Annotated in this window: 7 protein-coding genes and 3 rRNA genes; 2 read left to right on the forward strand and 8 right to left on the reverse strand. The window is 64.9% G+C overall.

Annotated elements, in window-relative coordinates; all coding sequences use genetic code 11:
- Positions 1-8: 8 nt before the first annotated feature.
- The 3 genes from gatB to gatC are packed head-to-tail and all read right to left on the reverse strand — an operon-like array spanning position 9 to position 3,369.
- Positions 9-1,520: an Asp-tRNA(Asn)/Glu-tRNA(Gln) amidotransferase subunit GatB gene (gene gatB / locus ACFS27_RS05810; protein ID WP_377180897.1), complete on the reverse strand. Its 1,512-nt coding sequence runs from the start codon at positions 1,518-1,520 to the stop codon at positions 9-11.
- On the reverse strand, positions 1,517-3,058 hold the full coding sequence (gene gatA, locus ACFS27_RS05815; RefSeq protein ID WP_377180898.1) for an Asp-tRNA(Asn)/Glu-tRNA(Gln) amidotransferase subunit GatA: 1,542 nt from the start codon (positions 3,056-3,058) through the stop codon (positions 1,517-1,519). The genes gatB and gatA overlap by 4 nt, the downstream gene beginning before the upstream one ends.
- A 14-nt stretch (positions 3,059-3,072) precedes the next feature.
- Entirely contained in the window at positions 3,073-3,369 is a 297-nt protein-coding gene (gatC, locus tag ACFS27_RS05820) for an Asp-tRNA(Asn)/Glu-tRNA(Gln) amidotransferase subunit GatC (protein ID WP_377180899.1), read from the reverse strand.
- 339 nt (positions 3,370-3,708) lie between these two features.
- Between gatC and ACFS27_RS05825 the strand changes: the two genes are divergently transcribed.
- A complete protein-coding gene (locus ACFS27_RS05825) occupies positions 3,709-5,154 on the forward strand; it encodes an IS1634 family transposase (protein WP_377183613.1) in 1,446 nt (481 codons plus the stop codon).
- 83 nt (positions 5,155-5,237) lie between these two features.
- Here ACFS27_RS05825 and rrf read toward each other — a convergent pair.
- The 3 genes from rrf to ACFS27_RS05840 all read right to left on the reverse strand — a co-directional run bounded on the left by rrf (position 5,238) and on the right by ACFS27_RS05840 (position 10,669).
- A 5S ribosomal RNA gene (gene rrf, locus ACFS27_RS05830) occupies positions 5,238-5,354 on the reverse strand.
- Between the two features lie 152 nt (positions 5,355-5,506).
- Positions 5,507-8,626: ribosomal RNA gene (locus tag ACFS27_RS05835) — 23S ribosomal RNA — on the reverse strand.
- A 520-nt stretch (positions 8,627-9,146) separates the two neighbouring features.
- A 16S ribosomal RNA gene (locus tag ACFS27_RS05840) occupies positions 9,147-10,669 on the reverse strand.
- Together the 16S, 23S and 5S rRNA genes form the textbook arrangement of a ribosomal RNA operon.
- A gap of 796 nt (positions 10,670-11,465) precedes the next feature.
- Between ACFS27_RS05840 and ACFS27_RS05845 the strand changes: the two genes are divergently transcribed.
- Positions 11,466-12,122 carry a GNAT family N-acetyltransferase gene (locus ACFS27_RS05845; RefSeq protein ID WP_377180900.1) on the forward strand — a complete coding sequence of 219 codons (657 nt, stop codon included), beginning with the start codon at positions 11,466-11,468 and terminating at the stop codon, positions 12,120-12,122.
- 73 nt (positions 12,123-12,195) lie between these two features.
- On the opposite strand, the gene ACFS27_RS05850 is transcribed toward ACFS27_RS05845, so the two are convergent.
- Positions 12,196-13,203, reverse strand: a complete 1,008-nt coding sequence (locus ACFS27_RS05850; protein WP_377180901.1) for a sugar phosphate isomerase/epimerase family protein — start codon at positions 13,201-13,203, stop codon at positions 12,196-12,198.
- On the reverse strand, positions 13,203-15,857 hold the full coding sequence (locus tag ACFS27_RS05855) for a PQQ-dependent sugar dehydrogenase (protein WP_377180902.1): 2,655 nt from the start codon (positions 15,855-15,857) through the stop codon (positions 13,203-13,205). Before ACFS27_RS05855 ends, ACFS27_RS05850 begins: the two co-directional genes overlap by 1 nt.
- Between the last annotated feature and the right edge of the window lie 39 nt (positions 15,858-15,896).

A 15,896-nucleotide genomic window follows, 5' to 3' on the forward strand; every position in this document is an offset into this window, starting at 1 on the left:
GACGAGCCTCACGAGCCGATCCGATCCAGCACCAGCTCGCGGACCCGCTTCGCGTCGGCCTGGCCCTTCGTGGCCTTCATGACCGCGCCGATGATCGCGCCGACCGGACCCTGGTTACCACCGCGGACCTTCTCCACGATGTCGGGCTGAGCGGCCAGTGCGTCGTCGATGGCAGCGAGCAGCGGGCCGTCGTCGGACACGATCTCGAGATCGCGCGACACGACCACGGCCTCCGGGTCGCCCTCTCCGGCGAGCACGCCTTCGAGCACCTGGCGCGCGATCTTGTCGTTGATGCGCCCGGACTCGACGAGGCCCTGGAGCTGCGCGATCTGCGCGGGCGTGACGACGAGGTCCTCGAGCATGATCTCGTCCTGCTTGGCCCGCCGGGCCAGCTCGCCCATCCACCACTTGCGCGCGCCCGCGGCGCTCGTGCCCGCCGCGACGGTCGCCTCGATGAGATCGATGGCGCCGGCGTTGACGACGTCGCGCATCTCGGCGTCGGCGTATCCCCAGTCCGTCTGGAGCCGACGACGGCGTGCCACCGGCATCTCAGGGAGCGTCGCCCGGATCTCCTCGACCCACTCGCGGCTCGGTGCCACCGGCACCAGGTCCGGCTCGGGGAAGTAGCGGTAGTCCTCGGCGTCCGACTTCACGCGGCCCGACGACGTCGTGCCGTCCTCCTCGTGGAAGTGGCGCGTCTCCTGGATGACCGCGATGCCCGCGTCGAGCACGCCCGCCTGGCGGGACACCTCGTAGCGCACGGCACGCTCGATCGACCGGAACGAGTTCACGTTCTTGGTCTCGGTGCGGGTTCCCAGGGGCGACTCGGGAGTGGGACGCAGCGACAGGTTCACGTCCGCGCGCACGTTGCCACGCTCCATCCGCGCCTCGGAGACGTCGAGCGAGCGGAAGATGTCGCGCAGCGTCTGCACGTAGGCGCGCGCTACCTCGGGAGCTCGCTCGCCGGCGCCCTCGATGGGCCGCGTCACGATCTCCACCAGGGGGATGCCTGCACGGTTGTAGTCGACGAGCGAGTACTCGGCGCCCTGGATGCGCCCGGTCAGGCCACCCACGTGGGTGTTCTTCCCGGCGTCCTCCTCCATGTGCGCGCGCTCGATCTCGACGCGGAACACCTCGCCGTCGTCCAGCTCGATGTCGATCCAGCCGTCGAAGGCGATCGGCTCGTCGTACTGCGACGTCTGGAAGTTCTTGGGCACGTCCGGGTAGAAGTAGTTCTTCCGGGCGAAGCGGCAGCTCTCCGCGATGGTGCAGTTCAGCGCGAGGCCGATCCGGATCGCGTACTCGACGGCCTTGCCGTTGACCACCGGCAGCGCACCCGGCAGCCCGAGGCTCACCGGCGTCACCTGGGTGTTGGGCTCGCCGCCGTAGGCGACCTCGGCCGCGCAGAACATCTTGGTGAGCGTGCCGAGCTCGACGTGGACCTCGATGCCGAGCACCGGGTCGTAGCGGCGGACGGCGTCCTCGTAGGCGACCAGTCCGGTCGTCGTTGCGGCAGTCATCGGGCAAGCTCCGTGGTCTTGAGTTCGGGTGCCTGGTTCAGGATGGGCCCGCCCCAGCTGGACTCCAGGGCCGCCTCGAGGGCTGCGCCCACGCGGTACAGCCGGTCGTCCGCCTTGGCGGGGGCCAGGATCTGGAAACCTGATGGCAGGCTGGCGCCCCCTCCGTCGGGCTCTGCCAGGCCGTTCGGCAGGGACATGCCGGGCACGCCGGCGAGGTTCGCGGGGATCGTCGCGATGTCGTTGAGGTACATCGCGAGCGGGTCGTCCAGCTTCTCGCCGAACCTGAACGCCGTGGTCGGCGCCGTCGGCGAGACCAGAACGTCGGCCTGCTGGAACGCCGCGGCGAAGTCGCGCTGGATCAGCGTGCGGACCTTCTGCGCGCTGCCGTAGTAGGCGTCGTAATAGCCGGCCGACAGGGCGTACGTGCCGAGGATGACGCGGCGCTTGACCTCGTCACCGAAGCCCGCGCCGCGGGTCGCGCCCATGACACGCTCCGCAGTGACGGGCCCGTCGGTGGGCTCGACGCGCAGGCCGAACCGCATGCCGTCGAACTTGGCCAGGTTGCTGGAGGCCTCGGCGGGCATGATCAGGTAGTAGGCGTCCAGCGCGTAGCCGAAGCTCGGGCAGGAGACCTCGACGATCTCGGCGCCGAGCGACCGGAGCTGGTCGAGCGACTCGTCGAACCGAGCCGACACGCCGGCCTGGTAGCCCTCGCCCGAGAGCTCCTTGACCACGCCGACGCGCACTCCCTTCAGGTCGCCGTTGGCGCCCAGCCGGGCCGCCGCGACGACGCCGGGTACCGGCTCGTTGATCGACGTCGAGTCGTGCGGGTCGTGTCCGCCGATCAGCTCGTGCAGCAGCGCTGCGTCGAGAACCGAACGGGTCACAGGGCCCGCCTGGTCGAGCGAGGACGCCATGGCGATCAGGCCGTACCGGGAGACACCGCCGTAGGTGGGCTTCACGCCGACGGTGCCGGTCACGGCGCCCGGCTGGCGGATCGAACCGCCGGTGTCGGTACCGATGGCGAGCGGCGCCTCGAAGCCGGCGACCGCGGCGGCGGAGCCACCACCGGAGCCGCCGGGGATCCGGTCGAGGTCCCACGGGTTCTTCGTGTTGCCGTAGGCCGAGTGCTCGGTCGACGACCCCATGGCGAACTCGTCCATGTTGGTCTTGCCGAGGATCGGCAGGCCGGCGGCCTTGATGCGCTCGACGAGCGTCGCGTCGTACGGCGGGATCCAGCCCTTGAGGATCTTCGATCCCGCCGTGGTGGGCAGACCCTTGGTCACCACGACGTCCTTGACCGCGATCGGCACGCCGGCGAGCGGGTGCAGCTCTTCGCCCGCCGCACGCTTCGCGTCGACCTCTGCGGCCGTGGCCAGCGCCTCGTCCGACGAGACGTGCAGGAACGCGTGGAGGTCCCCGTCGACGGCGGCGATGCGGTCCAGGTTGGCCTGTGTGGCCTCGACGCTGGAGATGTCCTTGCGGGCCAGTGCGGACGCGAGGTCGGACGCACTGAGCCGGGTGATGTCGTGTGTCATGTCGTTGGTTCCCATCACTCTTCGCCGAGGATCTGCGGGACGGCGAAGCGTCCGTTCTCCTGCTGCGGGGCGCCGGCCAGGACATCCTGGATCGGCAGGGCGGGTTCCGGCACGTCGTCTCGGAACACGTTCGTCAGCGGGAGGGGGTGGCTCGTTGCAGGCACGTCGGCGGTAGCGACCTCGCTCACGCGAGCGACGGACTCGACGATCACGCCGAGCTCACCGGCCAGGCGGGCGACCTCGTCCGGTCGCAGGTCGATCCGTGCCAGCGCAGCCACGCGCGCAACCTCGTCACGGGAGATGGTGGACATGGCCGCCAGTCTAGTCGTCGGACCGCGTTCGATCGCCCCGATTCCGGCCTGTTCACTGTGAAATCGCTGTGACTGATGGCTTCGTCGGTGCGAAGTGGCAGAGTTTCCGGCCACTTCGCGAGGGACACATGGCCGTGCGTGGAACCGGACCAGAAATGCAGTCAGGCCTGACTCGTGCCACATCTCGGCGTTGCGTTATCGGCGGGGTTGTGGCCTGGGGTGATGGTCTCGGGGTGGGTTGTTCGGGGTGACTAACGGCCGGTCTCGTCGTAGCGTCCACGGGTGGCGTCGTTCATCCGGAAGGTCCCCACGGCGTCGGGGGCGACGGCGGTGCAGGTCATGCACAAGCAGGGCCGGCAGGTCACCGGGATCGAGCACATCGGGTCTGCGCACGACGAGGCGCAGCTGGCGGTGCTGCTGGAGATCGCCGAGCAACGGCTTCGGCCCGGTCAGGGCGCGCTCGATCTGGAGCCCGACACGCCACCCGGCGGTGGAGCACGGGTCGTGGGCGGGGCGTCGCAGGTGTTGTGGGACGTCCTGGCCGGGGCGTATGCGCACCTCGGGTTCGGCGGTGTGGACGACGACACGTTCATGCGGCTCGTGCTCGCCCGGATCGTGGAGCCGACGTCGAAGGCCGACACGGTCCGGGTGCTGGCCGAACTCGGAGTTGCGGCACCGAGCGTGCGGACGATCTTCCGGAGCTTGAAGCGGTGCCAGGACCACGACTACCGGGCCGTGGTGCAGGCCGCGTGCCTGGAGCACGTCACCGCGAGCGGGGCGGGTCTGGCGATGATCATGTACGACTGCACCACGCTGTGGTTCGAGGCCGAGCACGAGGACGATCTACGCAAGGTCGGGATGAGCAAGGAACGGCGCGTCGATCCGCAGATCCTGGTCGGTCTGCTTGTGACGACCACGGGGTTCCCGCTCGCGATCCACTGCTTCGAGGGGAACAAGGCCGAGACCAAGACCCTGCTGCCGGTCCTTGCCGCGTTCACCGAGACCTACGGGCTGGGTGTGAAGGACATGGTCGTGGTCGCCGACGCCGGGATGCTGTCCGCAGCGAACCTGAACGCGCTGGAAGAAGCTGGGTTCTCCTTCATCGTCGGCTCAAGGATCTCCAAGGCACCCTACGACCTGGCCGACTACTTCGAACGCCACGGCACCCACTTCGCCGACCGGCAGGTTCTCGAGAGCGACCGCGTGATGGGCACCGGCAAGCACGCCCGGCAGCGGCGGGTGGTCTACCAGTACCTGTTCGCCCGCCAGCAGCGTGACCAGCGCACGATCAACGCCCAGATCACCCGCGCCGAGAAGGTCGCCGACGGTTCGAAGCCGCTCAAGAAGGACCGGTTCGTCAAGATCGACAACACCAGCCGGGGCGTGGACTGGGGCCTCGTCCAGCGCGCCCGCGACCTGGCCGGCCTCAAGGGCTATGTCACTAACCTCGCCGTCGAGACCCTGGACGGGCAGGCCGTGATCGACGCCTACCACGACCTCTACCAGGTCGAACGCTCCTTCCGGATGTCCAAGCACGACCTGGCCGCCCGGCCGGTCTTCCACCACGTCCGCGAGTCGATCGAGGCCCACCTGACGATCGTGTTCACCGCCCTGGCCGTCGCCCGCCACCTCCAGCAGGCCACCGGCGTCTCGATCCGCAAGCTCGTCCAGACCCTGCAGCCCCTACGCACCGCCGTCATCGAGATCGCCGGCCACCGCATCACCGCCCAACCCGAGATCCCGCCCCCAGCCGCCGAGATCCTCACCGCGCTACGGGGTGACTAAACCGGCACGACTCAGGTCAGGGGGTGGAACCCGCACCAACCCCTGAAGGGTTGTGCGGGTTCCACCCCCTGCTGGGAATGGTTGTCCGGCGGCGTCCTACTCTCCCACCCCGTCTCCAGGGCAGTACCATCGGCGCTGTAGGGCTGAGCTTCCGGGTTCGGAATGGGACCGGGCGTTTCCCCTACGCTATGACCACCGTAACACTATCGAGAAGGCAAACCCCCCAGCCCACCCACACACCCACTCAAAAGACAGTGGTGATGCCGGGGTGTAAAGGGGTTGGTGCCCGTGACTCGGGAACCGCATAGTGGACGCGTCAACAATCAATGAAACTTATTAGCCATGAAGATGTGTTGTGAAGTTATCGGCAGTTAGTACCGGTCAGCTCCGACAGTCGTTAGTCCTGTCTTCCACATCCGGCCTATCAACCCAGTGGTCTGCTGGGTGCCTCTCACACCACAAGGGTGTCTGGAAACCTCATCTCGAAGCAGGCTTCCCGCTTAGATGCTTTCAGCGGTTATCCCTTCCGAACGTAGCCAACCAGCCGTGCTCCTGGCGGAACAACTGGCACACCAGAGGTTCGTCCGTCCCGGTCCTCTCGTACTAGGGACAGCCCTTCTCAAGTTTCCTGCGCGCGCAGCGGATAGGGACCGAACTGTCTCACGACGTTCTAAACCCAGCTCGCGTACCGCTTTAATGGGCGAACAGCCCAACCCTTGGGACCTACTCCAGCCCCAGGATGCGACGAGCCGACATCGAGGTGCCAAACCATGCCGTCGATATGGACTCTTGGGCAAGATCAGCCTGTTATCCCCGGGGTACCTTTTATCCGTTGAGCGACGGCGCTTCCACAAGCCACCGCCGGATCACTAGTTCCGACTTTCGTCCCTGCTCGACCTGTCGGTCTCACAGTCAAGCTCCCTTGTGCACTTGCACTCGACACCTGATTGCCAACCAGGCTGAGGGAACCTTTGAGCGCCTCCGTTACATTTTAGGAGGCAACCGCCCCAGTTAAACTACCCACCAGGCACTGTCCCTGATCCGGATTACGGACCGAGGTTAGACATCCGAAGCGATCAGAGTGGTATTTCAACAATGACTCCACCCGAGCTGGCGCCCGGACTTCACAGTCTCCCACCTATCCTACACAAACCGCACCGAACACCAATACCAAGCTATAGTAAAGGTCCCGGGGTCTTTCCGTCCTGCTGCGCGTAACGAGCATCTTTACTCGTAGTGCAATTTCGCCGAGTTCGCGGTTGAGACAGCGGAGAAGTCGTTACGCCATTCGTGCAGGTCGGAACTTACCCGACAAGGAATTTCGCTACCTTAGGATGGTTATAGTTACCACCGCCGTTTACTGGGGCTTAAATTCTGAGCTTCGCCCGAAGGCTGACTCGTCCTCTTAACCTTCCAGCACCGGGCAGGCGTCAGTCCGTATACATCGTCTTGCGACTTCGCACGGACCTGTGTTTTTAGTAAACAGTCGCTTCTCCCTGGTCTCTGCGGCCCTCCCCGCGTCCCCCAGCAAGTGGGTTAACGGTTCAGGCCCCCCTTCTCCCGAAGTTACGGGGGCATTTTGCCGAGTTCCTTAACCACGATTCTCTCGATCGCCTTAGTATTCTCTACCTGACCACCTGAGTCGGTTTAGGGTACGGGCGGCTAGTCCCTCGCGTCGAGGCTTTTCTAGGCAGCATAGGATCACCAGATTCCCGCATACACGGTCACTATCAGCTCTCACCCTTAATGCCCCACGGATTTGCCTATGGGACGGGCTACAACCTTGGACGTGGACAACCATCGCCACGCCTGGCTACCTTCCTGCGTCACCCCTGTTAACACGCTTACCTACTACCGGATCAGGTCCCACGCCTTACTCACGATGACACCCGAAGGTGTCGGTGTGAGCTCGGGGTGGTTAGTATCACCGGGCTCGGTATGGGCGGTACTTCGCCGGTAGGAGAATATCAACTCCTTGTCCATCGACTACGCCTGTCGGCCTCGCCTTAGGTCCCGACTTACCCAGGGCGGATGAACCTGGCCCTGGAACCCTTGGTCATTCGGCGGACGGGATTCACACCCGTCATTCGCTACTCATGCCTGCATTCTCACTCGTGTAGGCTCCACCGCTGGATCACTCCGCGACTTCACTGCCCACACGACGCTCCCCTACCCACCCACACACCTGAACACACACCACAAGGGCGCATGCTGGGCTAACGTGTGAGTGCCACGGCTTCGGCGGTGTGCTTGAGCCCCGCTACATTGTCGGCGCGGAATCACTTGACCAGTGAGCTATTACGCACTCTTTCAAGGGTGGCTGCTTCTAAGCCAACCTCCTGGTTGTCTGTGCAACTCCACATCCTTTCCCACTGAGCACACGCTTAGGGGCCTTAGCCGGTGATCTGGGCTGTTTCCCTCTCGACCACGGAGCTTATCCCCCGCAGTCTCACTGCCGCGCTTGCACTTACCGGCATTCGGAGTTTGGCTGACGTCAGTAACCTGGTGAGGCCCATTAGCCATCCAGTAGCTCTACCTCCGGTAAGAAACACGCGACGCTGCACCTAAATGCATTTCGGGGAGAACCAGCTATCACGAAGTTTGATTGGCCTTTCACCCCTAACCACAGGTCATCCCCCAGGTTTTCAACCCTGGTGGGTTCGGTCCTCCACGCCGTCTTACCGGCGCTTCAACCTGCCCATGGCTAGATCACTTCGCTTCGGGTCTAGACCCGGCGACTCAATCGCCCTATTCGGACTCGCTTTCGCTACGGATACCCCACACGGGTTAACCTCGCCACCGAGCACTAACTCGCAGGCTCATTCTTCAAAAGGCACGCCGTCACCCCTACTATGGAGGCTCCGACGGATTGTAGGCACACGGTTTCAGGTACTATTTCACTCCCCTCCCGGGGTACTTTTCACCTTTCCCTCACGGTACTTGTCCGCTATCGGTCACTAGGTAGTATTTAGGCTTAGCAAGTGGTCTTGCCAGATTCACACGAGATTTCACGGGCCCCGTGCTACTTGGGATCCCCTCCACCAGGCCGCGCCATTTCGTCTACGGGACTCCCACCCACTACGGTCCGGTATTCAACCCGGTTCGACTATGACACGACTTTCTTACTGGCTGGAAGACTGTCAGATCTTCCCAGAAGGTCCCACAACCCCGCACACGCAACGCCTGACAGCTTGACACGCATACGGTTTGGCCTCATCCGCTTTCGCTCGCCACTACTCACGGAATATCTCTTCCTGTCGGTACTGAGATGTTTCACTTCCCGACGTTCCCTCCACACGCCCTATACATTCAGGCGCGGGTAACCGAACATGACTTCGGCTGGGTTCCCCCATTCGGAGACCCTCGGATCACAGCTCGTCTGCCAACTCCCCGAGGATTATCGCAGGCTACAACGTCCTTCTTCGGCTCCTAGTGCCAAGGCATCCACCAATGTGCCCTAAAAAACTTCGAACAACACTACAATCACAGAAACCAAGATGACCACAAAACAAGGAACCACACACCCGAAAGCACATGGCCCACCATTTCACGGTCGCAATCTTGGAAAATTTCAAAGATGCTCGCGTCCACTATGCAGTTCTCAAGCAACGGACGAACCCACCAGGCAACCCGTGACACCACACCCACCACTGAACCAGTCAGCATGAGCGGGTATGACACGAACCTCGTGACCCGTACTCGAACCAGAAACACCCGACACATGGCCGGTGGTCTCAGGACCCAACAGTGTGCTTGGCGAACCCCCACCCCCGGCAGACCGCGTTCCAACCCGTGACAAGCACCGGCGTACTAGCAGCCACCCCGAACGAGGAAGACTCTTCGTCAATGTTCCACCCATGAGCAACCACCCCAGACACGAACGGCCTGGGCCTGGCCTCTGCCACCAGCACCAACCATCGCCCCGAAGAGCGGCCCCGAAGAGCTGGCCGGCGACCCCACGATGTGAGGCCTGATGGAGATGAGCTCCTTAGAAAGGAGGTGATCCAGCCGCACCTTCCGGTACGGCTACCTTGTTACGACTTAGTCCCAATCGCCAGTCCCACCTTCGACCACTCCCTCCCACAAGGGGTTGGGCCGTGAGCTTCGGGTGTTACCAACTTTCGTGACTTGACGGGCGGTGTGTACAAGGCCCGGGAACGTATTCACCGCAGCGTTGCTGATCTGCGATTACTAGCGACTCCGACTTCACGGGGTCGAGTTGCAGACCCCGATCCGAACTGAGACCGGCTTTTTGGGATTCGCTCCACCTCACGGTATCGCAGCCCTCTGTACCGGCCATTGTAGCATGCGTGAAGCCCAAGACATAAGGGGCATGATGATTTGACGTCATCCCCACCTTCCTCCGAGTTGACCCCGGCAGTCTCCCATGAGTCCCCGGCATAACCCGCTGGCAACATAGGATAAGGGTTGCGCTCGTTGCGGGACTTAACCCAACATCTCACGACACGAGCTGACGACAACCATGCACCACCTGTGTACGAGTGTCCAAAGAGAACCCCATCTCTGGGGCTTTCTCGTACATGTCAAGCCTTGGTAAGGTTCTTCGCGTTGCATCGAATTAATCCGCATGCTCCGCCGCTTGTGCGGGCCCCCGTCAATTCCTTTGAGTTTTAGCCTTGCGGCCGTACTCCCCAGGCGGGGCACTTAATGCGTTAGCTACGGCACAGAACGAGTGGAACCCGCCCCACACCTAGTGCCCAACGTTTACGGCATGGACTACCAGGGTATCTAATCCTGTTCGCTCCCCATGCTTTCGCTCCTCAGCGTCAGTAACTGCCCAGAGACCTGCCTTCGCCATCGGTGTTCCTCCTGATATCTGCGCATTCCACCGCTACACCAGGAATTCCAGTCTCCCCTACAGTACTCTAGTCTGCCCGTACCCGATGCAAGCCCACAGTTGAGCCATGGGATTTCACACCAGACGCGACAGACCGCCTACGAGCTCTTTACGCCCAATAATTCCGGACAACGCTTGCGCCCTACGTATTACCGCGGCTGCTGGCACGTAGTTAGCCGGCGCTTCTTCTGCAGGTACCGTCACTTTCGCTTCTTCCCTGCTGAAAGAGGTTTACAACCCGAAGGCCGTCATCCCTCACGTGGCGTCGCTGCATCAGGCTTTCGCCCATTGTGCAATATTCCCCACTGCTGCCTCCCGTAGGAGTCTGGGCCGTGTCTCAGTCCCAGTGTGGCCGGTCGCCCTCTCAGGCCGGCTACCCGTCGACGCCTTGGTAGGCCATTACCCCACCAACAAGCTGATAGGCCGCGAGCCCATCCCCCACCGAAAAACTTTCCAACACACACCATGCGGTACGTGTTCATATCCGGTATTAGACCTCGTTTCCAAGGCTTATCCCGAAGTAGGGGGCAGGTTGCTCACGTGTTACTCACCCGTTCGCCACTGATCCACCCAGCAAGCTGGGCTTCACCGTTCGACTTGCATGTGTTAAGCACGCCACCAGCGTTCGTCCTGAGCCAGGATCAAACTCTCCGTAAAAGAGAAACATCCACACCCACCCCAAAAGGGCAGGCACGAACAATGATACCGGCCAGACCAATCTGATGATTAAGATCTGTCCAAACAACCCCTCACAGAACATGACCACACCAACCGAACGGTCAGCACAGCCACACCCACAAGGGTTAAAACTTTGGCATTGACTATCAAGCACACTGTTGAGTTCTCAAACAACCGACGCACACCGTCAGAGTCGCAATCTTTCCGATCGCTTCCCTGTCCGGGGCAGTTCCTCTAACCTACCAGATTCTTTCGGCTGATCAAATTCGCTTCCGTTCTGATGAACTGGAGAGAATCGCATCAGCCTGCCGAATTCCTGCAACTTACCAGATTCTTTCGGCCGATCAAATTCGCTTCCGCTTCAAGAACTGGAAGGAATTGCACCCGCCTGCCGAATCCGGCAACCACACCCTGTTTCGGAGAACACGAAGCCACCCGAACCTTCGATGTGGGTTTCAACCCCGGCGCGGCCACCCAACCGTTTCCAGTTGGTGTCCGTCTGCCCGGCGGGCTGACCTGGAGAACATTACACACGATCCCGCGTGGACGCCACTTCGCTCGAAGTGGCGTGGGGCACACCTTGTTTCCGCAGGTCAGCGCACCTTTTGAACCGGTCATGGGACGCCATCGGGGAACACTTGTGACGGGGGACACGCCACCAGCTCGCGAGGACGGCGCAGCGGCCATCGATGTACCGGCCATTGCCCTGCTTTGCACCGACATTTTCCCGTCGGGCGCGCAGCCGCCGCCGAGCGCCCGGTATTAAGTTCGGACCGTGACCTCCGAGCACGGGGCGACGTCCCCCGCCCCCACCCAGACACCCACGGCACCGGGCACGACGCAGAGCGCGACGCAGCACGGGTCGGTGCCCGTGACTGCCGCCCCCACCGGCGTCGTGCGCAGGGCGACCACCGACGACGCGGCCGAGGTCGCGTGGCTCGCCGCGCTCACGTTCCCCCTCGCGTGCCCGCCCGAGGCCTCCGCCGCCGAGATGGCCACGCACATCGCGCAGAAGCTGACGCCCGCGCACTTCCGCGAGTGGGCGGCCAGCGCGCGGCACGCGCTGCTCGTGTACGACGGCGGCACCGGGCTGCTCGGCTACGCCCTCCTGGCCCTCGGTGCTCCCGAGGGCACGGCCGAGGCCGACGCCGTGGGGCGGGCGAGCGGGCGCGAGGCCCCGTACGTCGAGCTGTCCAAGATCTACGTCCTGCCCGGTGTGCAGGGCCGTGGCATCGCCGGTGAGCTCATGCGGGCCGCCTCCTCCACTGCAGCACAGCTCGGCCCCGACCTGCCGTACTGGCTGGGGACGAACGCCCAGAACCTGCGTGCCCGGGCGTTCTACGGCAAGCACGGCTTCGAGGTGATCGGGCGGCGCACCTATGTGGTGGGCGGCCTGGAGCACGACGACGTCGTGCTCCTGCGCACCAGCTAGCGGGCGGGAACGTGGCTGGACGACGAAGGGGGTGTGGCCGACGTCGTCGGCCACACCCCCTTCGAACGCCTGCTCAGCCGCGCCGGAGCGAACGGATCTCTACGTAGGAACGCGCAGCGTTCCCGAACGAGTCAGCAGGGAAGCCCGGCGCAGGCCGCGACGAGGCGTTGTCCTGCTCCCAGATCCCGTGACGCTGACCGGCGCCGCCGAGCGCCGACAGGAACTCGGTGTACGGCAGGTCGCCGGCCCCGAACTCCACGATGTCGTAGCCACCCGAGTTCTCCGGGTTCACCTCTCCGTCCTTGAGGTGCAGGAGCGGGTACCGGTGCGGGTTGCGCTTCACGTAGTCCACCGGCTCGAAGCCCGGGTACCGGTGCTGGCCGACGAACGCCCAGTAGACGTCCATCTCGAGGTACACCTTCGCGGGGTCGGTGTTGTCGTAGAAGACGTCGTACAGACGCACGTCGGGGTTGTCCGTCGCGAAGCTGAACTCGCCGTCGTGGTTGTGCTGGTAGAACTTCAGCCCGCGGGCCGTCGCCGCCTCGCCGAACCCGTTGAACTGCTCGGCCGCGGCGAGGTAGCCGGCGACCGTGCGGTTCGAGGTCGGCGCGTTGGCCGTGCCCACGTGCGGCATGCCCAGGATCTGGGCCGTGTCGAGCTCCTGCTCGAGGTTGTTCACGAAGTCCCCGATACCGCGGTGGGCGCCGACGGCACGCAGGCCGTTGTCGTCCAGCAGCTGCCGGATCTCCTGCGGCGTGATCGGCCCGACCTGGTTCTGCGTGTACCCGGCGAACTCGATCTCGGCGTAGCCCATGGCCGAGAGCCGCTCGAACACGGCGCGGAAACCGAGCGAGGAGACCTTGTCCCGGATGGAGTAGAGCTGGATCCCGATCTGGCCCGGCGGGACGAGCACCCGACCCTTGCCCGCGGTGGTGGCAGCGGCCTCCGCCGTCGGGGCGAGGACGGAGGCTGCGGCGCTGCCCGCGAAGGCAGCGCCGGCGAGCGACGCCGCGCCGACGGCTACGGTGCCGCCGGCCAGCCTCAGAAAGTTCCTGCGGTCGACGTCAGTGCGTGATTCCATCACTGCTCTCCTTCGGTACGAGCGGCCCCGGTCGGGCCGGTCAGGTTCTCTGCGGTCGCCGGGGGCGTGCCAACGCCCTCGCCGACCATCGTCACCGCGTCGACGTCGAGCGTGCCGTTCGTGGTGACGTACAGCGTTCCGGTGCCCTCGGGGGCGTCGAACGCGAGCGCGAGGTCCTGCCACGCCTGCCCGCTGCTCACCTTGGCGGTGGCGAACGGCTTGGCGGTGGGCGAGTCCCAGCGGAGCTCGAGCTTGCCCTTGCCGCGGACCGTGGCGGTGGCGCTGTCGATGCCGCTGAGGTTCACCGGCGTGAGGCCCAGCGAGCCGCCCTTCTTCAGGCCGGTCACGTAAGCGCCTGCCGACGCCGCCTCGTCGGCGACGACCTCAACACCGTTACCGACCGCGTGCTCCGCCTGCTGCAGCTTCGGGTTCAGCTGCACCGTCGCCTCACCGGTGGCCGGCGGCAGGCCGTTCGCCCCGCCGTCGGTGTAGGTGACCACCACTGCTCCGTACAGGTGGGCCCCCGCGCCGTGCTCCGGCGAGTTGGGGTCGGTGGGGAACACGCCGGTGCACCCGGTGCCGGAGACCTCCGGGTGGGCGTGCTCGTCGTGGCCGAGGCCGTACGACCACGACACCCGGCTGCACACCGTCTCTGCGTCCTCGGCGTCCTGCGTGGTCACCTGGAAGGGCACGTCGTTGCCCCAGTCGAAGAAGCCGCCGTCGGCCGGGAAGTCGACCGTGACCTCTGGTGCCTGGTTGCCCACGCTGATCTCGCGTGAGGTGAGCGTGAACTTGCCGCTCTCGTCGGTGACCCGCAGACGCGCGGTGTACACGTCGAGCTCTGTGTACGTGTGTGTCGCCTGTGCGCCGGTGGCGTCGAACGTGCCGTCGCCGTCGAGGTCCCACTCGTAGGTGAGCGTGTCACCGTCGGGGTCGCTGGACCCGGAGGCGTCGAAGGCGACCTCCAGCGGAGCCTGCGACGAGGATCCCGGCGTCGCCGTGAACCGTGCCTGCGGCGCCTTGTTCCCCTCGGCGTAGTCGATGCGGTAGAGGCCCGAGTCCGGGTTCTGCCGGAAGAAGCCGTCGCCGTACTCGAGCACGTAGAGGGATCCGTCCGGGCCGAACTCGAGGTCGATCGGGTTGTCGTGGGTCTTCATGCCGGCCGCCTCGACGGCGCTGTTCGGGAAGAAGTCCTCGATCTCGCCGACCTCGAAGGTGGACCAGTCCACGCTGAACGCCGCGTAGTAGTCCTGGGAGAACTCGCCGAAGAACGCCTTGTTGTCCCAGTACGCGGGGAACTTGCCGGGCGCGGTGCTGTCGGCGTCGAAGTGGTAGACGGGTCCGCCCATCGGGGCCTGGCCGCTACCGGAGCCGAAGCTCACGAGCTCGTCACGCGGCTGCTGGCCCGGCTGGTCGCCGTAGTGCAGGTTCGCTGCGCGAGCAGCCGGCAGGTCGGTGAGGCCCGTGTTCCAGCGGGAGTTGTTCTGCGGCGCCGCGCAGTCGAAGAACTCACCAGGCGTGGCGGTCGCGAAGTCCCACTCGTTGTAGGCCGCGTTCGGCCCGTGGCAGTACGGCCAGCCGGAGTTGTGCGGGTCGTCGAGGCCCACGGCGTTCCACTCCACGTAGCCCATCGGCCCGCGGTTCGGGTTCGCCGAACCGGCGTCGGGCCCGTAGTCACCCCAGGTCAGGGAGTTCGTCTCCGGGTCGACCTCGATGCGGAACGGGTTGCGCACACCCATCACGAAGATCTCGGGACGCGTGCTCTCCGTACCGGGTGCGAACAGGTTGCCCGCCGGGATGTCGTACGTGCTGCCCTCCCCCGGCGCCGTGCCTGCTGAGATGTCGTCCTTCACGTCGATCCGCAGGATCTTGCCCCGCAGGTCGTTCGTGTTGCCGGCGCCCCTGCGGGCGTCGAAGCCCGGGTTCATCCCCGGCGCGTCGTTGTTCGGGGCGTACCCGTTGGCCCCCGGCGTGCCGGCCGGCGTGTTGTCACCGGTGGACAGGTAGAGGTTGCCCTCGGCGTCGAAGTCGATGTCCGCGCCGACGTGGCAGCACTGACCGCGCTGCACCTCGATGTCGAGGATCGGCTGCTCCGACGCCAGGTCGAGCGAGTCACCGGTCCACGTGAACTTGGCGAGGCGGTTCACGCCCACCCACTGGTCCCAGTAGCTCTCGTCCTCGCCGGCGGGCAGCGAGTTGGGCGCGTTGCCCGACGGCGTGTCCGCGACCCCGTCACCGTCGGCGTCCCGCGGCGCGTACACGAGGTAGACCTCGTTGCTCGTGGCGAAGTCCGGTGCCAGTGCGATGCCCTGCAGGCCGTCCTCCGAGTTCGCGTAGACGTCGAGGGTGCTGGCGAGCTTGGTGACGCCGGTGGCCGGGTCGGTCACCCGCACGTCGCCGTTGCGGGCCGTGTGCAGCACCCGCTTGTCCGGCAGCACCGCCATGTCGATCGGTTCGCCGACGTCCTTGGTGAGCAGGACCTTCTCGTAGTTTCCCCAGTCGGTGTCTGCGGCGGCCGCCGCGTCGACGTCGGAGGCCTCATGGGCCGAGGCGGACGGCGTGGCGAGGAGCGCCGCACCGACCAGCGAGGTCGCGGCGAGTGCCGCGAGCGTCTTCTTTCGCCGCGCTTGAGCGCGAGCCTGGATAGTCTTCATACGTGTGATGCAGCTCCTCATCGAGTCGTCACGCGGGCC

The organism is Promicromonospora vindobonensis (assembly GCF_042685865.1).
In the GTDB taxonomy this organism is placed as follows: Bacteria; Actinomycetota; Actinomycetes; order Actinomycetales; family Cellulomonadaceae; genus Promicromonospora; species Promicromonospora vindobonensis.

Excerpts from the sequence above, each read along its gene's own strand:
- gatB (WP_377180897.1), bottom strand. The coding sequence starts at position 1,520 with ATGACTGCCGCAACGACGACCGGACTGGTCGCCTACGAGGACGCCGTC.
- ACFS27_RS05855 (WP_377180902.1), bottom strand. The coding sequence starts at position 15,857 with ATGAAGACTATCCAGGCTCGCGCTCAAGCGCGGCGAAAGAAGACGCTC.
- ACFS27_RS05850 (WP_377180901.1), bottom strand. The coding sequence starts at position 13,203 with ATGGAATCACGCACTGACGTCGACCGCAGGAACTTTCTGAGGCTGGCC.
- ACFS27_RS05825 (WP_377183613.1), top strand. The coding sequence starts at position 3,709 with ATGCACAAGCAGGGCCGGCAGGTCACCGGGATCGAGCACATCGGGTCT.
- gatA (WP_377180898.1), bottom strand. The coding sequence starts at position 3,058 with ATGACACACGACATCACCCGGCTCAGTGCGTCCGACCTCGCGTCCGCA.
- gatC (WP_377180899.1), bottom strand. The coding sequence starts at position 3,369 with ATGTCCACCATCTCCCGTGACGAGGTTGCGCGCGTGGCTGCGCTGGCA.